A 17948-nucleotide genomic window follows, 5' to 3' on the forward strand; every position below is an offset into this window, starting at 1 on the left:
CCCCGCGCAGAGCGGGCCAGCAAGCCACCCTTGTCAACTGCCCCTTGTCAACCGCCCCTTGTTTCCAGCCTCTTTAGCGGCGCCCTTCGAATCGCATTTTTAATCCACCCATGACCCCACTCCCGCCCGGCAACGCCCCCGACAGCGGCACCCAAGTCCTGACGCTGACTGGCCTGCGCTTTGCCGCCAACCTTGGGATCCTCGATCATGAGCGCTGCGCGCCGCAACCCATCCAAGTCGATGCCGAGCTCAACCAAGGGCCGCAGCCGCTGCAGCCGCACGACGATGACATCAGCCATGTGCTCGACTACCGCAAGGTGCGCCAGATCATCATCGACGAGTGCACCGCCGAGCACGTGAACCTGCTCGAGAGCCTGATCGGCAAGCTGGCCCAGCGCCTGCTGCGGCTGCCGGGCGTGGTCGGGGTGCGGGTGCGCATCGCCAAGCTCGAAATTTTTGACGACTGCGAAGTCGCCATCCGCATCGAGAGCGGGCAGTGGTGAGCCCGCGCAGCAGCGCGCTGGCGCTTGCAGGCGGACCAATCAAGCAAATTTAGGCAAGTTATCCTCAGCGCATCACATTGCCCAGCCTACACCGTGGCCACGTTCGATGCCTTCATGCCACGCATGCATGCCCGACCCAGATTGGAAATCCCTGACATGAACCCCGACAAAATCGAACGCGAAAACCACAAACTCGAAAAACGCCTGTGCCGGCTGGTGGGCCAGGCGATTGCCGACTACGCCATGATCGAGGCCGGCGACCGCATCATGGTCTGCCTATCGGGCGGCAAAGACAGCTACACGCTGCTCGACATTTTGCTCAAGCTGCGTCAGCGCGCGCCGATCGACTTCGAACTCATCGCCGTCAACCTAGACCAAAAACAGCCCGGCTTCCCAGCCGAGGTGCTGCCGGCTTACCTGACGCAGCTCGGGGTGCCGTTTCACATCGAAACCCAAGACACGTACAGCGTGGTGAAAAAAATCATCCCCGAGGGCAAGACCACCTGCAGCCTGTGCAGCCGCTTGCGCCGGGGCATTTTGTACCGCGTGGCGCGCGAACTGGGCTGCAACAAGATCGCGCTCGGGCACCACCGCGACGACATCTTGCAAACGCTGCTGCTCAACATGTTTTTTGGCGCCAAGCTCAAAGGCATGCCGGCCAAGCTGGTGAGCGACAACGGCGAATTCATGGTGCTGCGGCCGCTGGCCTACGTGGCCGAGCCCGACCTGGTGCGCTGGGCCCAAGTGCGCCAGTTCCCGATCATCCCCTGCAACCTGTGCGGCAGCCAAGACAACCTGCAACGGGTGCAGGTCGGGCAGATGCTGCGCGAATGGGAACGCCAGCACCCCGGGCGGCTTGACAACATGCTCAAGGCGCTGCAAAGCGTGGTGCCCAGCCACCTGATGGACCGCGAGCTGTTCCCCTTCGAGACGCTGCAGACCACGGGCCAGCCCGTTGGCGACGGCGACACCGTTTTTGACGCCCCCGACCCACCTGCGGGGCCAGCAACCCCCACGCTGCAATCGGTGGCGCTGCCCCTGCCCACACGGGCGCCAACGGGCCCAAGGGCCAGCAGCAGCGCCTCCAGCAACTCCCAGCCAGCCGCCCAGCCAGCCTTATAGGCCTCTTAGACCTATCACACCGATTAGGCCACCACGGCTTCGTAGCGCGCCAGCGCGTCGCGCAGCGCCACGTCGAGCTCGCGCGCGGCAAACTTGGCCACGTAGGCGTCGGCCCCGGCGCTGCGCACATGCTGCTCGTTGGTGTCGCCGGTGAGCGACGAATGGATCACCACCGGCAGGCCGCGCATAAGCGGGTCTTTTTTGATGTTGCGCGTCAGGGTAAAGCCGTCCATCTCGGGCATTTCGAGGTCGGTGAGCACCAGCGCCACGCGCTCGCGCAACTCCAGCCCTTGGGCTTGGCATTCGGCGGCGATGGCTTGCAGCCGGTTCCAAGCCTCTTGGCCGGTTTTGGTCATCTCGTAGGGCAATTGCAACGCCTTGAGCTCTTGCTCGATCATGGCGCGCGCCACAAAGGAATCGTCTGCGGCCAGAATGATCGCACCGGGGCGCAGCTTGAGCGCCGGTCCGCTGGAGTTGGCCTTGAGGTCGGCTTGGTCGGCAGGCAAAATGCGCTGCAGGATCGACTCCACATCGAGGATTTGCGCCAAGCGGGTGGTGTTTTGGTCGCCGTCCAGGCGCGCGATGCTGGTGACAAAGCCGCGCGCCATGGCTTCGTCGGCCGACAGGATCTGCTTCCAATCCAAGCGCACGATGTCTTCGACCGCCTCGGCCGCAAAGGCCTGCGTGGTGCGCGCATACTCGGTCACCAGCATGATGTTCAGGCCGCTCTTGGGCACGCAGCCCACCACCGCCGGCAGGTCGATCACGGGAATCACTTGGCCGCGCAGGTTCACCACCCCGAGCACGTGTTGCGGCGCGCCGGCCATGGCGGTGACCGCCGGCATGGCAACGATCTCGCGGATTTTGAAGACGTTGATGCCAAACAGCTCGGAGCGCTCGGTGCCGGCGGCGTTGCCGAGGCGAAACAGCAGCATCTCGAACTTGTTCGAGCCGGTCAGGTTGGTGCGTTCGTCGATCTCTTTTTGGGCCGCTGTGGGCATAAACACTCCTCGAAGCGATGGCACCGCGCCATCCTCGTTACCATTCTAGGGCTTGCCGATGAACCGTCGGCTGTTTTTTAGGGGACACGAGCGTGTATTGCACCCGCATTTTGGCGATCCGACACGGCGAGACGGCCTGGAACCGCGACAACCGCATCCAGGGCCAGCTCGACATCGAGCTCAACATGACCGGTCGCTGGCAGGCCGAGCGCACCGCCGAGGCGCTGCGCGGCGAGCCCCTGGGCGCGGTATACAGCAGCGACCTGTCGCGCGCTGCCGACACCGCGGCCGCCATCGCCCGCGCCCAAGGCTTGAGCACGCAGCTGCACCTGGGCTTGCGCGAGCGCCACTTTGGCGTCTGCCAAGGCAGCCGCTGGAGCGAGCTCGAAACCACGCAGCCCGAACTCACCGAGCTCTGGCGGCGCCGCGTGCCCGACTTTGCCCCGCCGGGCGGCGAGTCGCTGCTCGTGCTGCGCCAGCGCGTATTGCAGGCGCTGGAAGAAGTGGCGGCCGCCCACCTGGGGCAGCAGATCGTGGTCGTCACCCACGGCGGCGTGCTCGACACCTTGTACCGCTTGGCCACCGGGGTCGATCTGCAGGCACCGCGCACCTGGCAGCTGGGCAACGCCGCCATCAACCGCCTGCTCTGGAGCCCGCAGGGGCTGCGGCTGGTGGGCTGGTCCGACACCCTGCACCTCGACACCGCACCCAGCGACGAACCGCTGAGCTAAAGGACGGAGGGGCGGCAACGCCTGCTGGGGGAGTGCGCAGAGGGCCCTTTTACTCGGCGGCAAACAGGTCATGAGCGGCGCTGGGCGCGGCCAGCCCCAAGTGCCGATAGGCCGCTTGGGTGGCGATGCGACCGCGCGGCGTGCGCTGCAGGTAGCCTTGCTGGATCAGGTAGGGCTCGATCACGTCCTCGATCGTGCCGGGCTCCTCGCCGATGCTGGCGGCGATGTTGTCCAGCCCCACGGGACCGCCGTCGAACTTGTGGATCAGCGCCTCGAGCAGCTTGCGGTCCATCAGGTCAAAGCCGAGTGCATCGACGTCGAGCATGGCCAGCGCGCGCTGCGCCGCCTCCTCGGTGATGCGGCCATTGCCCTTGACTTCGGCGTAGTCGCGCACCCGGCGCAGCAGCCGGTTGGCGATGCGCGGCGTGCCGCGCGAACGGCGCGCGATCTCAAAGCCGCCGGCGGCATCCAGCGGCACCTGCAGCAAGCTGGCGCTGCGACGCACGATCAGCTCCAGCTCTTGCGGGGTGTAAAACTCCAGCCGCGCCACGATGCCAAAGCGATCGCGCAGCGGGTTGGTGAGCATGCCGGCGCGCGTGGTCGCGCCAACCAGCGTAAAGGGCTGCAGATCGAGCTTGATCGAGCGCGCCGCCGGTCCTTCGCCGATCATGATGTCGATCTGGTAGTCCTCGAGCGCCGGGTAGAGGATTTCTTCCACCACCGGCGACAGACGGTGGATTTCGTCGATGAACAGCACATCGTTGGGCTCGAGGTTGGTCAGCAAGGCCGCCAGGTCTTTGGGCTTTTCCAGCACCGGGCCGCTGGTTTGGCGCAAGTTGACCCCGAGCTCGTGCGCGATGATGTGCGATAGCGTGGTTTTGCCCAGGCCCGGCGGGCCAAACAGCAGCACGTGATCCAGCGCCTCGCGCCGTTTTTTGGCCGCGCCGATGAAGATCTCGAGCTGCTCGCGCGCCTTGGCCTGCCCCACGTACTCGGCCAGACCCTTGGGGCGCAGCGCGCGCTCGAGCGCCTCTTCGCGCGGGCTCTCGGGCTGCGCCGACACGGTGCGCCGGGGCGCGGCGGGGGCAAAATCGTCGGTCTGGATGGTCATGTGGGGATTTTCTTAGCGCGCCAGCGCCTTGAGCGCCAGCCGGATGCCTTCGCTCACCCCCACCGCCGGTGGCAGCGCCTTGAGGGCGGCGGCGGCTTCGCGCTCGCTGTAGCCCAGCGCCAGCAGGGCTTGCTCGATGTCGGCCTGCTCGGCGTTGGCCGGTGCTGCCGCGGCCCCGGCTTGTGTGGCGGGCAGGCCCAGCTCGGACCCGAGCTTGCCGCGCAGCTCGAGCAGCAAGCGCTCGGCGGTTTTGCTGCCGATGCCCGGCACCTTGAGCAGCCGGCGCGCTTCCTGCGCCGTCACGGCCTGCGCCAGCTCGGCCACGCTCAGGCCCGACAACAGCGCCAGGGCGGTGCGCGGCCCCACGCCGCTGATTTTGATCAGATGCCTAAAGGCGCTGCGCTCGGCCGCCGTGGCAAAGCCGTACAGCAGTTGCGCGTCTTCGCGCACCACGTGCTGCGTCAGCAAGGCCACGGGCGCGCCCAAGGCCGGCAGGCCGTAGTAGGTGCTCATCGGCACCTCGACCTCGTAGCCGACGCCGTGGCAGTCGATCACGATCTGCGGTGGCGTTTTTTCTAGCAGGGTGCCGCTCAATTTGCCTATCATTGGGGTTTTCCTTTTTTGCGGATTATCGGTTTGATTCTGCGCCACACCTTCACCCCGCCCGACAACCTGCGCATGGCGCACCTGTGCGGCCCGCTCGATGCCCATTTGCGCCAGATCGAGGCCGCGCTCCAAGTCAAGCTGGTGCACCGCTTCGAGCAGTTTCGCATCGAAGGCCCCAAGGCGCGCGCGCAGCAGGCGCTCGAGGTCTTGCAGGCGCTGTACGAGCAGGCGCGCGCGCCCATCCCCGCAGAAAAAGTGCAGCTCATGCTCAGCGGCGACACCGCCTTGCCCGCTGCGCCGGGGGCCGACGAGGCCCCGGCGCTGCAAACGCGGCGCGGCGAACTGCGCGGCCGCAGCGCCAACCAGCGCCGCTACCTCACGCACATGGCCACGCACGACATCACCTTCGGCATCGGGCCAGCCGGCACCGGCAAGACCTACCTCGCGGTCGCCTGCGCCGTCGATGCGCTCGAGCGCAGCGCCGTGCAGCGCATCGTGCTCACGCGGCCGGCGGTCGAGGCTGGTGAGCGCCTCGGGTTTTTGCCCGGCGATCTGGCGCAAAAGGTGGACCCCTATCTGCGCCCGCTCTACGACGCGCTCTACGACCTGATGGGGCTCGAGCAGGTGCACCGGGCCTTTGAGCGCCAGCAAATCGAGATCGCGCCGCTGGCCTTCATGCGCGGGCGCACCCTAAACCACGCCTTTGTCATCCTCGACGAAGCGCAAAACACCACGCCCGAGCAGATGAAGATGTTTCTGACGCGCATCGGCTTTGGCTCCAAAGCCGTGATCACCGGCGACGTAAGCCAGATCGACCTGCCGCGCACCCAGTTGAGCGGCCTGATCGACGCCGAGCGCGTCCTCAAGCGCACCCAAGGCATCGCCTTTAGCCGCTTTTCCAGCGCCGACGTGGTGCGCCACCCGCTGGTGGCGCGCATCGTCGATGCCTACGACAGCGCTGGCCTTGCTCACGCCAGCGACCACAGCGCCGCACCCGCCAGCCGGCGCAGCCGCCGCCCACCCCCGCTCGCTGCCGAGCCCGCCCCATGAAGCTGCCCACCCTTATGCTGTCGCTGCAATATGCGCGCCCCGAGGCGGCCGACACCCAAGCGGGCCTGAACTTGGCCGCGCACCGCGCCGCCCTGCCCCGGCACTTGGTGCGGCGCTGGCTGCGCCACGCGCTGGAGTGCCCGGCCGAGCTCACGGTGCGCATCGTCGGCACCGACGAAGCCCGGGTCCTGAACCGCGACTACCGCGGCAAAGACTACGCCACCAACGTGCTGACCTTCGACTACGCGGCAGAACCGGTGGTGCAGGCCGATCTGGTGCTGTGCGCCCCGGTGCTGGAGCGCGAGGCCGCCGAGCAGGGCAAGACCCTGCAGCAGCACTACGCGCACCTGCTGGTGCACGGCTGCTTACACGCCCAAGGCTGGGAGCACGAAACCAGCGCCGCCGACGCCGAAGCCATGGAAGCGCGCGAAACGCAGATTTTGGCCGGCTTGGGCTTTTCCGACCCCTACCGGGGCACCGCAGCTGGTTGAGTCGCTGGCGCTGGCTGCGAGACCAGCGCTGGCTGCACGGCCGGCGCTGGTTGCGGGGCTGGCGGCGCTGGGCGCCCCGGCCAGGCGACTTCGCGCGCCAGCCGCTGCAGCCCCGTGGGCGCTCGGGTCTGGCCCAGGGCGGTGGCGGCGATGTCGGCCTCGCTCGGGTACAGGCCCAGCAGCAGGTAGTCGAACACCCGGCGCGCGATCGGGGCCGCGGCCACCGAGCCAAAGCCGGCGTTCTCCACGATCACCGCCAGCGCCACCGTGGGCGCCTCCAGCGGCGCAAAGCCGATGTAGAGCGAGTGGCTGCGCTGGTGCTCCTCGAGCTGCGCGGCGTCGTAGCGCTCCCGTTGCCCGATACCCACCGCCTGCGCGGTGCCGGTCTTGCCACCGCTGCGGTAGGGCGCACCGGCAAACACCCCCGCCGCCGTGCCGCCGGGCAGGTTCACCGCCTCCATGGCCTCGAGCACCGCTTGCAGGTTCTGGCTCTGCCAGCCCATGGGCGTGCCTTGGTGCGTCGCCAGTTCGCGCCCCCGGGGCTCACCCAAGGCGTAGGCGCGCAGCCCCAAGTGCGGCTGATGGCGCACGCCCCCGTTGGCCAAGGTGGCGGTGGCATGGGCCAGTTGCAGCATGGTAAACGCGCTGTAGCCCTGCCCGATGCCCACGGCCACCGTGTCACCAGGGAACCAGCGCTGCTGCGCCGGGTGGCTGTAGGCGCTGCGCTTCCAAGCTTGGTTGGGCAACAGGCCGCGCCCCTCGCCCACCAAGTCGATGCCGGTGCGCTGGCCAAAGCCTTGGGGGTGCATAAAGCCGTGCAGGACGTCGATGCCCATCTCGTGCGCCAGCGTGTAGTAGTACACGTTGCTCGACACCGCCATGCCGCTGCGCAAGTCCACGTGCCCCAAATGGCGCTCGCCCACGCTGCGAAAACGTTGGTTGCCCAGCACCCAAAAGCCCGGGTCATAGACCGTGGTTTCGGGGCGGCGCAGCCCCAGCTCCAGCCCGGCCAAGGCCATGAAGGGCTTGAAGGTTGAGCCCGGCGGATAGGTGCCGCGCAAAGCCCGGTTGAACAGCGGGCGCTCGATCGACTCGTTCAGGGCGCGCCATTCTTCCACGCCGATGCCATCGACAAAAGAATTGGGGTCAAAACTGGGCATGCTCACGAAAGCCAGCACCTCGCCGTTGCGCACGTCGATGGCCACCAAGGCACCGCGGCGCGCGCCAAACAGTTGTTCCACCAAGTGCTGCAAGCGCGCATCCAGCGTCAGGCGCAGCGTTTGGCCGGTGCGGGCGGGCACGGTCTCGAGCGTGCGCAGCACCTGGCCGTGCGAGTTGATCTCGACCCGGCGAAACCCGGTGCTGCCGTGCAGCAACGCTTCGTGGCTTTGCTCCACCCCCAGTCTGCCGATGTGGTCGGAGCCCCGGTAGTTGGCTTGCTTTTCGGGCGGCCATTCGGCCATGCGCTCGCGGTCGCGCTGGTTGATGCGCCCCACATGTCCGACCACATGAGCCGCTGACGCACCCAGCGGGTAGTAGCGCAGGTGCCGCGCCTGGATCGAGACCCCGGGCAGGCGAAACAGTTGCGCCGCCAGCACCGACATTTCTTCGGGCGTCAGCCGACTGCGCAGCGGCAGCGAGGCAAAGCGGTGCGATTCGGCGCGCAGGCGTTGAAAGCGGCGCAACTCGCCCGGGGTGATCGGCACCAGCTCGGCCAGCGTCTGCAGGGTGTGGTCCATGTCGGCCACCAAAGCCGGCGTGATTTCGAGCGTAAACACCGCCAGGCTGTCGGCCAGCAGAACACCGTGGCGGTCCACGATCTGGCCACGCAACGGCGGCAGCGGGATGACGGCGGTGCGGTTGCTCTCGGCGCGGGTCTGTAAATCGGCATGGCGCTGAATTTGCAGCACATACATGCGCAAAGCCAGCAGCCCCAAGGCCAGCAACACCACCACGAGCGCGATCTGCGCCCGGCGTCGAAAACGCAACAGCTGAAGTTCAACGTCGTGCATGGCAGGCGGGCGCTGGCTGTGGCGCTGGCTCAAAGGGGCCGGTCGGCATCGGGGTCGTGGGCGCGCCGCTGCGGCGCCAGCAGCAGCACGGTGGCCAGCGGCCACAAGGCGGCCTGCCACAATGGCGCCAGCAGCATCCCGAGATCGGGTCCGCCGTCGCCCGCCAGCGCCCGCACCAGCCACTGCAGCGCGTGCGCCAACACAAACAGCAACATTACGTGCAAGGCTTGGCGCTTCCAGTCGAACCACAGCAGCCGCCGGTGAATCACGACCGCCAAGTAACACATCACACTGTAGGCCAAGGCATGCTGCCCCAAGAGTGCGCCTTGGTGCACATCGATCAACAAGCCCAGCACAAACCCGACCCCGACACCGACGCGCCGCGGCTGGTGCACGACCCAAAACGCCAGCGTCAGGGCCAACAAGTCGGGCGCCCACGCTGCGCGCCCCAGCAGCGCCACCTGCAGCGCCATTTCGAGCAGCAACGCACCCAGCAGGGTACCCCAGACAAACCAAGGGTTGGCGGGCAGCAGCAGGGTCTGCCCAGGGCTCATGATCATGGCGCAGCCCTCCTATCGGGGGGGGTGGGCGGCGCACTGGCCGCCGCAGCGGCGGGCGTTTCGTTGGCCACCGGGCGCCCCACCGGGTCGATCACCAGCACATGCAGGGCGTGCTGGATGCGGGCCAGCGGCCGGGCGTGCACTTGGGCAAATCCGTCGGCACCCGAGGCCATCACCTGAACGATCTGCGCCACCGGCAAACCAGCCGGATAAACCCCGTCGATGCCGCTGGTGGTGAGCACATCGCCCACCATGGCCTGGGTGGCGATGGGCTCGAAGCGCAGCTCGATCTGTGCGTCTGCACCCCAGTCCGCCGGCAGGCCAAAAGCCAGACTGCGTTGCCCGGTGCGGGTGTTGATCACCGCCATCGCCTGCCGGGGATCAACCAACAGGCGCACTTCCGCCGTGGCCCAATGCACCCGCGTCACCTGCCCCAGCACGCCAAAGCCATCCATCACGGCCGAGCCGGGCTGCACGCCATCTTGTTGCCCGCGGTCGATCACCACCGCCAGCGTGTACGGGTCGGCCAGCTGATACAAAATCTGCGCGCCCCGGGTCGTGGCGGGCAGTCGGGCGCGCATACCCAACAAATCGCGCAACTCGCGGTTCTCTTGGGCCAGGTGCTCGACGATGGCGGCGCGCTCGGCTTGGCGCATCAGCTCGGCGCGCGCCAGCGCCGCCTCGTCTTGGGCGGCTCGCAAGCTGCCCAGGTATTGTCCCGACCAGCGCGCCGCGTGCAGCGGCTGCAAGGCCAACCATTGCAACGGGCTGAGCGCCACCGCCACGGTCTGGCGCACCGGCGCTGCCCACTGCAAGCGGGCGTCGAGCACCATCAGCAACACCGCCAGCGCCCCCAGCACCAGCAGCTTGGACAAAGCCGGCGTGCCCTGCCTGAAAAACGGCGGCGGGGATTGGTCGATGGTCCCCAGCGACATGGCCGGATGCAGCGAAAAATTACTCGGCGGTAAAAATGCTGCCGCCCAAACGGTCCATCTGGTCCAGCGCCATACCGCAGCCCAGCACCACGCACAGCAACGGCTGCTCGGCCACCAACACCGGCAGCCCGGTTTCTTCGGCCAGCAGGCGGTCGAGGTCGCGCAGCAGGGCGCCGCCGCCGGTGAGCATCATGCCGCGCTCGGCAATGTCGGCCCCGAGTTCGGGCGGGGTTTGCTCCAGCGCCGTCTTGACCGCTTGCACGATCTGGTTGATCGGGTCGGTCAGGGCTTCGAGGACCTCGTTGCTCGAAATGGTGAAACTGCGCGGCACGCCTTCGGCCAGGTTGCGGCCCTTGACCTCCATCTCTTTGACCTCGGAGCCCGGGAAGGCCGAGCCGATGGTTTTCTTGATGGTCTCGGCGGTCGGTTCGCCGATCAGCATGCCGTAGTTGCGCCGGATGTAGCTGATGATGGCCTCGTCGAACTTGTCGCCACCCACGCGCACGCTGCCCTTGTAGACCATGCCGCCCAAGCTGATGACGCCGACTTCGGTGGTGCCGCCACCGATGTCCACCACCATCGAGCCGCGCGCGTCGGACACCGGCAGCCCGGCGCCGATGGCCGCCGCCATGGGCTCTTCGATCAGATAGACCTGCGAGGCCCCGGCCCCGAGCGCCGACTCGCGGATGGCGCGGCGTTCGACTTGGGTCGAGCCGCAGGGCACGCAGATGATGATGCGCGGGCTGGGCCGAAACATCGAACGCGGGTGCACCATCTTGATGAACTGCTTGAGCATCTGCTCGGTGACGGTGAAATCGGCGATGACGCCGTCTTTCATGGGCCGGATGGCTTCGATGTTGCCAGGCACCTTGCCCAGCATCGCCTTGGCTTCTTTGCCCACCGCCTGGATGGATTTTTTGCCTTGCGGGCCGCCTTCGTGGCGGATCGAAACCACCGACGGCTCGTCGAGCACGATGCCCTTGCCGCGCACGTAGATCAGGGTGTTGGCAGTACCGAGGTCGATGGCCAAATCGGTGGAGAAATGCTGGCGTATGGATTCAAACATGATGAGGGTTGCCCTGCACCGCCGGACACGGATGCCGACTGGTTTAAGCGCGGGCACAAACCGGGGATAATACCCGATCGACGCCGCTTTGGGAGGCGCTTAAGCTTTCTTACATATTGCCCCATGTCATTGACTTTGCAAGAAATCGAACGCCTCGCGCAGTTGGCGCGGCTGCAACTCACGCCCGAGCAGGCGCTGGATGCTCAGCAGCGCCTGAATGGTTTTTTGGGCTTGGTCGAGCAGATGCAGGCCGTGGACACCAGCGGCGTCGAGCCCTTGGCGCACCCAACCGCCGTCATGCAAGCGGTGCAACTGCGCTTGCGCCCCGATGTGGTCAGCGAGCCCAACCAGCGCGAAGCCAACCAAGCCAGCGCCCCGGCCGTGGAAGACGGCCTCTACCTCGTGCCCCGGGTGATCGAATGAGCGCCGCCACCCTTGACCTGCACCAGATGGGCGTGGCCGAACTCGGCGCCGCCCTGCACGCCCGCCAGACCTCGGCCACCGAGGTGGCGCAGCATTTGCTGGCGCGCGCCCACGCCCACAGCGGCCTAGGGGCTTATCTGGCCCTAAATGAAGCGGCCACACTAGCGCAGGCCGCCGCCGCCGATGCGCGCCTGAGCGCTGGCGAACGCGGCCCCTTGCTGGGGGTGCCGCTGGCGCACAAAGACGTGTTCGTGACGCGCGACTTCCCCACCACCGCCGGCTCGAAAATGCTGCAAGGCTACCGCAGCCCCTTCGATGCCACCGTGGTGCAGCGCTTGGCGGCTGCCGGCGCCGTCAGCCTAGGTAAGCTCAACTGCGACGAGTTCGCCATGGGCTCGGGCAACGACCAATCCGCCTACGGCCCGGCGCACAACCCCTGGGACCGCACGCGCGTACCCGGCGGTTCATCGGGCGGCTCGGCGGTGGCGGTGGCGGCGCGCCTAGCCCCGGCGGCCACCGGCACCGACACCGGCGGCTCGATCCGCCAGCCCGCCAGCTTCTGCGGCGTCACCGGCATCAAGCCCACCTACGGCCGCTGCTCGCGCTACGGGCTGGTGGCCTACGCCTCCAGCCTCGATCAAGCCGGCCCGATGGCGCGCAGCGCCCACGACTGCGCGCTGCTGCTCAGCGCCATGGCCGGACCCGATGTCGAGCGCGACTCGACCAGCCTCGAGCAGCCGCCCGAAGACTACAGCCGCTATCTGGCCCAGCCGTGGCCGGGGGCCAGCGCCAGCCGGCCGCTGCAGGGGCTGCGCATCGGCCTGCCGCGCGAGTTCTTTGGCCCCGGCTGCGCCAGTGACGTGCTGCAAGCCGTGCGCGCCGCCCTGAGCGAGCTCGAGCGCCTTGGCGCCACCTTGCTCGACATCGATCTGCCGCGCACCGAACTGGCGATCCCGGCCTACTACATCATCGCCCCCGCCGAGGCCAGCTCCAACCTCAGCCGCTACGACGGCGTGCGCTACGGCCACCGCGCCGCGCAGCCCAGCGACTTGCTCGACCTGTACCAGCGCTCGCGCAGCGAGGCCTTCGGGCCCGAGGTGCAGCGCCGCATTTTGCTGGGCACCTATGTGCTAAGCCACGGCTACTACGACGCCTACTACATCAAGGCGCAGCAGATCCGGCGCCTGATCGCGCAAGATTTCCAGACCGCCTTCGGCCAGTGCGACCTCATCGCCGGCCCGGTGGCTCCCAGCGTGGCCTGGGCCATCGGCGCCAAAACCGCCGACCCGCTCGCCGCCTACTTGGCCGACATCTACACCCTGCCGGCCTCGCTCGCCGGCCTGCCCGGCATGAGCGTGCCCGCCGGCTTTGGCGCCGACCCACTGCCCGTGGGCCTGCAACTGATCGGCAACTACCTCAGCGAAGCCCGGCTGCTGCAAGTGGCGCACCAGTTGCAGCTGGTGAGCGACTGGCACACCCGCACGCCGCCCCCCTTCACGCCCTGCCCCGGATCCCATTCATGAGCGCCCCTTTGGTCCAAGGCTACGAAGTCGTGATCGGCTTCGAGACCCACACGCAGCTGGCCACGCGCAGCAAAATCTTCAGCCGCGCGCCCACCGCCTTTGGCGCCGAACCCAACACCCAGGCTTGCGCCGTCGATCTGGCGCTGCCCGGCACGCTGCCGGTGATGAACCGCGAAGCGGTGGCCTGCGCCATCCGCTTCGGGCTGGCGGTGGGGGCGCACATTGCCCCGCGCAGCGTGTTTGCGCGCAAAAATTATTTCTACCCCGATTTGCCCAAGGGCTACCAGATCAGCCAGTACGAAATCCCGGTGGTGCAAGGCGGCAGCGTGGCCTTTGAGCTCGCGGGCGCGGCGCACATGGTGCGGCTGGTGCGCGCCCACCTCGAAGAAGACGCGGGCAAGAGCCTGCACCAAGACTTCCACGGCATGAGCGGCATCGACCTCAACCGCGCCGGTACGCCGCTGCTCGAGATCGTCACCGAACCTGATCTGCGCTCCAGCGCCGAAGCGGTGGCCTACGCCAAAGCCTTGCACCAGCTCGTCACCTGGATCGGCATCTGCGATGGCAACATGCAAGAGGGCTCGTTTCGCTGCGACGCCAACGTCAGCGTGCGCCGGCCCGGGGCGCCGTTGGGCACCCGGCGCGAGATCAAAAACCTCAACAGCTTCAAGTTCATGCAGCAGGCCATCGACTACGAGGTGCGCTGGCAGATCGAGCGGCTGCAAGACGGTTACGCGATCGAACAGGCCACGGTGCTGTTCGACCCCGACAGCGGCCAAACGCGCGCCATGCGCAGCAAAGAGGACGCGGCCGACTACCGCTACTTCCCCGACCCCGACCTGCCGCCGCTGTGCATCGAGGCGCAGTGGATCGAGCAGCTGCGCGCCGAGCTGCCCGAGCTGCCACGCGCCATGGTCGCGCGCTTCGTGGCCGACTACGGCCTGCCCGAATACGACGCCGCCACGCTCACGCAATCGCCACAGATGGCGGCCTACTTCGAGGCCGTGGTGACCGCAGCCGGCAAGGCTTTGGCCAAATCGGCCAGCAACTGGATCATGGGCGAGGTCTCGCGCCGCCTCAACGCCGAAGAACGCGACATCGCCCAAGCGCCGGTGAGTGCGGCCCAACTGGCGGCCTTGCTCACACGCATCGGCGACCAAACGGTGAGCAACAACGCCGCCAAGCAGGTGTTTGATGAACTGTGGAGCAATCCTGTGGTTACCGGATCTGGGAGTGCCACTGAGTCGGGACATGACACTGCCGTTGGAACGGGTGATCTGGCCCGAGTCGATCAAGTGATCGCCGCCAAAGGCCTCAAGCAGATGAACGACAGCGGCGCTCTGCAAGCCATCGCCGAGCAGGTGTTGGCAGCCAACGCCAAGAACGTGGCCGAATACCGCGCCGGCAAAGAAAAAGCCTTCAACGCCCTGGTGGGCCAAGTGATGAAAGCCAGCCAAGGCAAGGCCGACCCAGCTGGCGTCAACGCGCTGCTCAAGCAGCTGTTGGGCACTTGATTCAGCGCATCGCTGCGGCGTCGCGCTCGGCCCAGAGGCGCTGCAGCAGCCGCAATTCGGCGTCAAAACGCTGCTCGATGCGCTCGAGTTCGCGCTGATGCCCTTGCACCAGCGCATCTTGCGATACCAACTGTTGCTCAAGATCGGCCTTGCGCTGGGCCAGCCTAGCGGGTGGGGCTTTGGTGGGGTCGGCGCGCTGCAGTTCCGCCCATTCGTCGGCAGCGGCGCGGCGCTGCTGCTCCAGCTCCTGCTGCCGCTGCAGCGCCGCCTGGCGCATGGCTTGGATCGGCTGCAGGGCCAAAGCGCGCTCGCGCTGGTGCGCGGCTTGGTCGCGGTAGCGCATCAGCAGCGCCTGTTGCAAGCGCCGCTCGTCGTTGGAGCGGGCCCGCACCTGCGCCTCGGCGCGGGCGCGTTCTTCTGCGCGCAACCGCTCCTCGGGGCTCAGCGTAGGCGCAATCACGCGGCGCAAGACACCGCCCGGGCCGAGTTCGCGCTGTTCCCGGTCTAAGCAAGCCACGATCAGCCGATCCGAGCTCAAGTGCCGGCCCTGGGCATCGGTGCAGGTGAAGATGCTGCCAGTTTGCGCAAACGCAGGAGCGATCAGGAGCGCCGACGCCCACATCAACCCCAGCTGCACCCCTCTAGCGTATCGCATCTGCACCCCTTAAAAATCTATTTTTGCCAGTTTACACCGTAACGCTGGCGGTAGGCCTGCACGCGCTCGCGGTGCCCGGCCATTTCGGGGCTGTGTTGCCCTTGCAGGTAATCGAGCAAATCGCTCAGGCGCGCAATCGCGCACACCTGCAGCCCGAGCTGCTCGCGCACGTATTGCACCGCGCTGTGCGGCAGGTCGTGCAGGGTGCCGTCGGGGCCGGTTTCGGTGGCGCGCTCTTGCCGATCGAGCGCAATCGCCACCGCGTACGGCGTCGCGCCCGCGGCCCGAATCAGGCCGATCGACTCGCGCACCGCCGTGCCCGCGCTCATCACGTCATCGACGATCAGCACACGGCCGCGCAGCGGCGCGCCCACCAGTGTGCCGCCTTCGCCGTGCGCCTTGGCCTCTTTGCGGTTGTAGGCAAAGGGGTGGTTGTGGCCCAGCCGCGCCAGCTCCACCGCCAGCGCCGCCACCAGCGGGATGCCCTTGTAGGCCGGGCCAAACAGCATGTCAAACCCGATGCCCGAGGCCACGATGCGCCGCGCGTAACATTGCGCCAGTCGCTCGAGCTTGGCGCCGTCGTCAAAACCGCCGGCATTGAAAAAATACGGGCTGATGCGCCCGGCCTTGGTCTGAAACTCGCCCCAGCGCAGCACGCCCGATTCAACCGAAAATCGCACGAATTCTTGCGCCAGATCGTCTTGCACCGGCTTGTTTGGCTGCGCGGCGGCCTGGCCCGACACTTGGCCACCTTGAGCCCCTTGGCCCAACTGAACCCCACAGCCCACTTTAGCCCCTGTCGTCACATCTGCCATGGAGAACCATCCTTGTTTCGTTTGACCAGCCTGAACCTGAACGGCATCCGCTCCGCCACCCGCAAGGGCCTGGCCGATTGGGTGCGCGCCGCCGCGCCCGATTGTATTTGCGTGCAAGAGCTGCGCGCCCAAAGCAGCGAACTCGGCCCCGGCTTGGCCGAGCTGGCGGGCTTGCGTGGGCATTTTTATTGCGCCGAAAAAAAAGGCTACTCCGGCGTGGGCATCTACAGCCGCCACGAGCCCAGCGCGGTGCACTGCGGCATCGGCGTGCCCGAGTTTGATGCCGAAGGGCGCTGGATCGAGCTGCGCTTTGACACCCCGGCGCGGCGCTTTTCGGTCATCAGCGGCTACTTTCCCAGCGGCTCCAGCGGCCCCGAACGCCAGCTGGCCAAATACCGCTTCCTCGACGCAATCGGGCCGCACCTGCAGGCGCTGCGCGCCGAGCGCGAATTTGTGCTGTGCGCCGACGTGAACATCGCGCACCACGAAATCGACCTCAAAAACTGGAAGGGCAACCTGAAAAATTCCGGCTTCCTGCCCGAAGAACGCGCTTGGATGACGCAACTGCTGGGCAGCGGCGGCCTGATCGACGTGTACCGGCGGCTGCACCCCACCGAACAAGAAGCCGCCTACACCTGGTGGAGCAACCGCGGCCAGGCCTGGGCCAAGAACGTGGGCTGGCGCATCGACTACCACCTCGCCACCCCGGCGTTGGCGGCGGCGGCGCGCAGCGCACAGGTGCACAAGGCGCAGCGCTTTTCGGACCATGCGCCGCTGACGCTGGACTACGACTGGGCGCTGTGAGGCGCCAGTAAGGGCGGCCTCAATCCGCCCCGCTGTACGCGTTGGCCACCCCGCTGGCCACATGGCCCGAGGGCACGTGGCGCGCGGCGTGCTCGATGTGGCCGGTCTGGTCGTCGAAAAAGAAGTCGGGCTCGAACTCGCGCAAAAACTCGCCCTTGGGCAAGCCACCCAAAAACAGCGCCTCATCGACCTCGATGTTCCAGTTCATCAGGGTGCGGATGGCGCGTTCGTGCGCCGGGGCGCTGCGCGCCGTCACCAGCGCGGTGCGGATGCGCATCTGCGCCGTGCCCGCGCTTTGCAGCCGGTGCAGCGCCTCGAGCAGCGGCTTGAACGGCCCGCCCGGCAGCGGCAGGCTGGCCTTGCTCACTTCGTGCTGCTGAAAGGCGTTCAGCCCTTGGGCCTGATAGACGCGCTCGGCCTCGTCGGAAAACAGCACCGCGTCGCCGTCGAAGGCGATGCGCACCTGGTTCGGGTGCGCATCGCTGGCGTGCACCGACTGCGGATAGACCTGCGCCGCCGGCACCCCGACCTCGAGCGCGGCGCGCACGTCGCTTAAGTGCGTCGACAAAAACAGGTTCGCGCGCAGCGGCCGCAGGTAGCGCCAAGGCGGCTGGCCGCGCGTGAACACGCCGCGCTCGATCGACAGACCATAGTGCTGCGCCGAGCGAAACACGCGCATGCCCGAAACCGGGTCGTTGCGCGACAAAATCACCACCTCGACCCGCGGCTGCGCGGCGCTGTTGAAGCGCATCAGCTTTTGCACCAGCGAAAACGCCACCCCGGCAGCGGCGGGCTGCTGCAGCCGCTCGAGCTGCAGTTGCATGTAGGCGCGGTCGTCGTTTTGCTCGAAAACCCGGTTTTCGGCCTCGAAATCGAACAACGCACGCGACGAGATAGCGACCACGAGCTGGCCGTCGAGGGTGGTGGGCATGGTGGCTTCATTCTCGCATGGGGCAGGCGACTGCTCAAGCCTATCTGCTCAAGCCGCCCCAATGCGCTTGTGGAGTGGCCGAGCGACACAAACCC

Annotated in this window: 19 protein-coding genes; 9 read left to right on the forward strand and 10 right to left on the reverse strand. The window is 67.3% G+C overall.

Annotated features, from left to right (window positions below; translation table 11 throughout):
• The first annotated feature begins 110 nt into the window (after positions 1 to 110).
• Together SMCB_RS08550 and ttcA are read left to right on the forward strand one after the other, a co-directional pair.
• Complete coding sequence (locus tag SMCB_RS08550) at positions 111 to 503, forward strand: dihydroneopterin aldolase (protein ID WP_045536316.1); 393 nt, start codon at positions 111 to 113, stop codon at positions 501 to 503.
• A gap of 156 nt (positions 504 to 659) precedes the next feature.
• A complete protein-coding gene (gene ttcA / locus SMCB_RS08555) occupies positions 660 to 1625 on the forward strand; it encodes a tRNA 2-thiocytidine(32) synthetase TtcA (RefSeq protein ID WP_082027323.1) in 966 nt (321 codons plus the stop codon).
• Positions 1626 to 1648: 23 nt separating this feature from the next.
• Here ttcA and SMCB_RS08560 read toward each other — a convergent pair whose 3' ends face one another.
• Positions 1649 to 2626, reverse strand: coding sequence for a chemotaxis protein (locus SMCB_RS08560; protein ID WP_045536318.1), 978 nt, complete (start codon positions 2624 to 2626; stop codon positions 1649 to 1651).
• A 92-nt stretch (positions 2627 to 2718) separates the two neighbouring features.
• Between SMCB_RS08560 and SMCB_RS08565 the strand changes: the two genes are divergently transcribed.
• Complete coding sequence (locus tag SMCB_RS08565; RefSeq protein WP_045536320.1) at positions 2719 to 3357, forward strand: histidine phosphatase family protein; 639 nt, start codon at positions 2719 to 2721, stop codon at positions 3355 to 3357.
• 49 nt (positions 3358 to 3406) lie between these two features.
• Here the strand turns inward: SMCB_RS08565 and ruvB are convergent, their stop codons facing one another.
• Both ruvB and ruvA read right to left on the reverse strand, forming a co-directional pair.
• The gene (gene ruvB, locus SMCB_RS08570; RefSeq protein WP_045536323.1) at positions 3407 to 4468 is read right to left on the reverse strand and encodes a Holliday junction branch migration DNA helicase RuvB; all 1062 of its coding nucleotides are present in this window, start codon (positions 4466 to 4468) and stop codon (positions 3407 to 3409) included.
• 12 nt (positions 4469 to 4480) lie between these two features.
• Positions 4481 to 5074 carry a Holliday junction branch migration protein RuvA gene (ruvA, locus tag SMCB_RS08575; RefSeq protein WP_045536325.1) on the reverse strand — a complete coding sequence of 198 codons (594 nt, stop codon included), beginning with the start codon at positions 5072 to 5074 and terminating at the stop codon, positions 4481 to 4483.
• A 30-nt stretch (positions 5075 to 5104) separates the two neighbouring features.
• Here ruvA and SMCB_RS08580 point away from each other — a divergent pair, with 30 nt between their 5' ends.
• Positions 5105 to 6124, forward strand: a complete 1020-nt coding sequence (locus SMCB_RS08580) for a PhoH family protein (protein WP_045536327.1) — start codon at positions 5105 to 5107, stop codon at positions 6122 to 6124.
• A complete protein-coding gene (gene ybeY, locus SMCB_RS08585; protein WP_045536329.1) occupies positions 6121 to 6615 on the forward strand; it encodes an rRNA maturation RNase YbeY in 495 nt (164 codons plus the stop codon). Before SMCB_RS08580 ends, ybeY begins: the two co-directional genes overlap by 4 nt.
• Here ybeY and mrdA read toward each other — a convergent pair.
• From mrdA to SMCB_RS08605, 4 genes are read right to left on the reverse strand one after another with little or no spacing between them, the layout of a single operon-like run.
• Complete coding sequence (gene mrdA, locus SMCB_RS08590) at positions 6591 to 8627, reverse strand: penicillin-binding protein 2 (protein WP_045536331.1); 2037 nt, start codon at positions 8625 to 8627, stop codon at positions 6591 to 6593. The genes ybeY and mrdA overlap by 25 nt on opposite strands.
• A 29-nt stretch (positions 8628 to 8656) precedes the next feature.
• Positions 8657 to 9187, reverse strand: coding sequence for a rod shape-determining protein MreD (mreD, locus tag SMCB_RS08595; protein WP_045536333.1), 531 nt, complete (start codon positions 9185 to 9187; stop codon positions 8657 to 8659).
• The gene (mreC, locus tag SMCB_RS08600) at positions 9184 to 10122 is read right to left on the reverse strand and encodes a rod shape-determining protein MreC (RefSeq protein ID WP_045536335.1); all 939 of its coding nucleotides are present in this window, start codon (positions 10120 to 10122) and stop codon (positions 9184 to 9186) included. The genes mreD and mreC overlap by 4 nt, the downstream gene beginning before the upstream one ends.
• Before the next feature lie 19 nt (positions 10123 to 10141).
• The gene (locus SMCB_RS08605) at positions 10142 to 11188 is read right to left on the reverse strand and encodes a rod shape-determining protein (protein ID WP_045536337.1); all 1047 of its coding nucleotides are present in this window, start codon (positions 11186 to 11188) and stop codon (positions 10142 to 10144) included.
• A 123-nt stretch (positions 11189 to 11311) separates the two neighbouring features.
• Between SMCB_RS08605 and gatC the strand changes: the two genes are divergently transcribed.
• The 3 genes from gatC to gatB are packed head-to-tail and all read left to right on the forward strand — an operon-like array spanning position 11312 to position 14648.
• On the forward strand, positions 11312 to 11611 hold the full coding sequence (gatC, locus tag SMCB_RS08610; RefSeq protein WP_045536339.1) for an Asp-tRNA(Asn)/Glu-tRNA(Gln) amidotransferase subunit GatC: 300 nt from the start codon (positions 11312 to 11314) through the stop codon (positions 11609 to 11611).
• Positions 11608 to 13134 carry an Asp-tRNA(Asn)/Glu-tRNA(Gln) amidotransferase subunit GatA gene (gene gatA, locus SMCB_RS08615; protein WP_045536341.1) on the forward strand — a complete coding sequence of 509 codons (1527 nt, stop codon included), beginning with the start codon at positions 11608 to 11610 and terminating at the stop codon, positions 13132 to 13134. Before gatC ends, gatA begins: the two co-directional genes overlap by 4 nt.
• Positions 13131 to 14648, forward strand: coding sequence for an Asp-tRNA(Asn)/Glu-tRNA(Gln) amidotransferase subunit GatB (gene gatB, locus SMCB_RS08620; protein ID WP_045536343.1), 1518 nt, complete (start codon positions 13131 to 13133; stop codon positions 14646 to 14648). Before gatA ends, gatB begins: the two co-directional genes overlap by 4 nt.
• Before the next feature lies 1 nt (position 14649).
• Here gatB and SMCB_RS08625 read toward each other — a convergent pair whose 3' ends face one another.
• Together SMCB_RS08625 and pyrE are read right to left on the reverse strand one after the other, a co-directional pair.
• A complete protein-coding gene (locus SMCB_RS08625) occupies positions 14650 to 15303 on the reverse strand; it encodes a hypothetical protein (protein ID WP_045536345.1) in 654 nt (217 codons plus the stop codon).
• 17 nt (positions 15304 to 15320) lie between these two features.
• Positions 15321 to 16118 (reverse strand): orotate phosphoribosyltransferase, encoded by a 798-nt coding sequence (gene pyrE / locus SMCB_RS08630; RefSeq protein WP_082027324.1) that lies wholly within the window; start codon positions 16116 to 16118, stop codon positions 15321 to 15323.
• A gap of 12 nt (positions 16119 to 16130) precedes the next feature.
• Between pyrE and SMCB_RS08635 the strand changes: the two genes are divergently transcribed.
• Positions 16131 to 16922, forward strand: a complete 792-nt coding sequence (locus tag SMCB_RS08635; RefSeq protein ID WP_045536348.1) for an exodeoxyribonuclease III — start codon at positions 16131 to 16133, stop codon at positions 16920 to 16922.
• A gap of 19 nt (positions 16923 to 16941) precedes the next feature.
• Here the strand turns inward: SMCB_RS08635 and SMCB_RS08640 are convergent, their stop codons facing one another.
• Complete coding sequence (locus tag SMCB_RS08640; RefSeq protein ID WP_045536349.1) at positions 16942 to 17853, reverse strand: 5'-nucleotidase; 912 nt, start codon at positions 17851 to 17853, stop codon at positions 16942 to 16944.
• Positions 17854 to 17948: the final 95 nt, after the last annotated feature.

The sequence above is a fragment of the Serpentinimonas maccroryi genome (assembly GCF_000828915.1).
Taxonomy (GTDB): Bacteria; Pseudomonadota; Gammaproteobacteria; order Burkholderiales; family Burkholderiaceae_C; genus Serpentinimonas; species Serpentinimonas maccroryi.

Coding starts and splice junctions, on each gene's coding strand:
- ruvB (WP_045536323.1), bottom strand. CDS start 4,468: ATGACCATCCAGACCGACGATTTTGCCCCCGCCGCGCCCCGGCGCACC.
- mreC (WP_045536335.1), bottom strand. CDS start 10,122: ATGTCGCTGGGGACCATCGACCAATCCCCGCCGCCGTTTTTCAGGCAG.
- SMCB_RS08640 (WP_045536349.1), bottom strand. CDS start 17,853: ATGCCCACCACCCTCGACGGCCAGCTCGTGGTCGCTATCTCGTCGCGT.
- SMCB_RS08560 (WP_045536318.1), bottom strand. CDS start 2,626: ATGCCCACAGCGGCCCAAAAAGAGATCGACGAACGCACCAACCTGACC.
- SMCB_RS08605 (WP_045536337.1), bottom strand. CDS start 11,188: ATGTTTGAATCCATACGCCAGCATTTCTCCACCGATTTGGCCATCGAC.
- gatA (WP_045536341.1), top strand. CDS start 11,608: ATGAGCGCCGCCACCCTTGACCTGCACCAGATGGGCGTGGCCGAACTC.
- ttcA (WP_082027323.1), top strand. CDS start 660: ATGAACCCCGACAAAATCGAACGCGAAAACCACAAACTCGAAAAACGC.
- gatC (WP_045536339.1), top strand. CDS start 11,312: ATGTCATTGACTTTGCAAGAAATCGAACGCCTCGCGCAGTTGGCGCGG.
- ybeY (WP_045536329.1), top strand. CDS start 6,121: ATGAAGCTGCCCACCCTTATGCTGTCGCTGCAATATGCGCGCCCCGAG.
- pyrE (WP_082027324.1), bottom strand. CDS start 16,118: ATGGCAGATGTGACGACAGGGGCTAAAGTGGGCTGTGGGGTTCAGTTG.
- SMCB_RS08550 (WP_045536316.1), top strand. CDS start 111: ATGACCCCACTCCCGCCCGGCAACGCCCCCGACAGCGGCACCCAAGTC.
- mreD (WP_045536333.1), bottom strand. CDS start 9,187: ATGATCATGAGCCCTGGGCAGACCCTGCTGCTGCCCGCCAACCCTTGG.
- gatB (WP_045536343.1), top strand. CDS start 13,131: ATGAGCGCCCCTTTGGTCCAAGGCTACGAAGTCGTGATCGGCTTCGAG.
- ruvA (WP_045536325.1), bottom strand. CDS start 5,074: ATGATAGGCAAATTGAGCGGCACCCTGCTAGAAAAAACGCCACCGCAG.
- SMCB_RS08625 (WP_045536345.1), bottom strand. CDS start 15,303: ATGCGATACGCTAGAGGGGTGCAGCTGGGGTTGATGTGGGCGTCGGCG.
- mrdA (WP_045536331.1), bottom strand. CDS start 8,627: ATGCACGACGTTGAACTTCAGCTGTTGCGTTTTCGACGCCGGGCGCAG.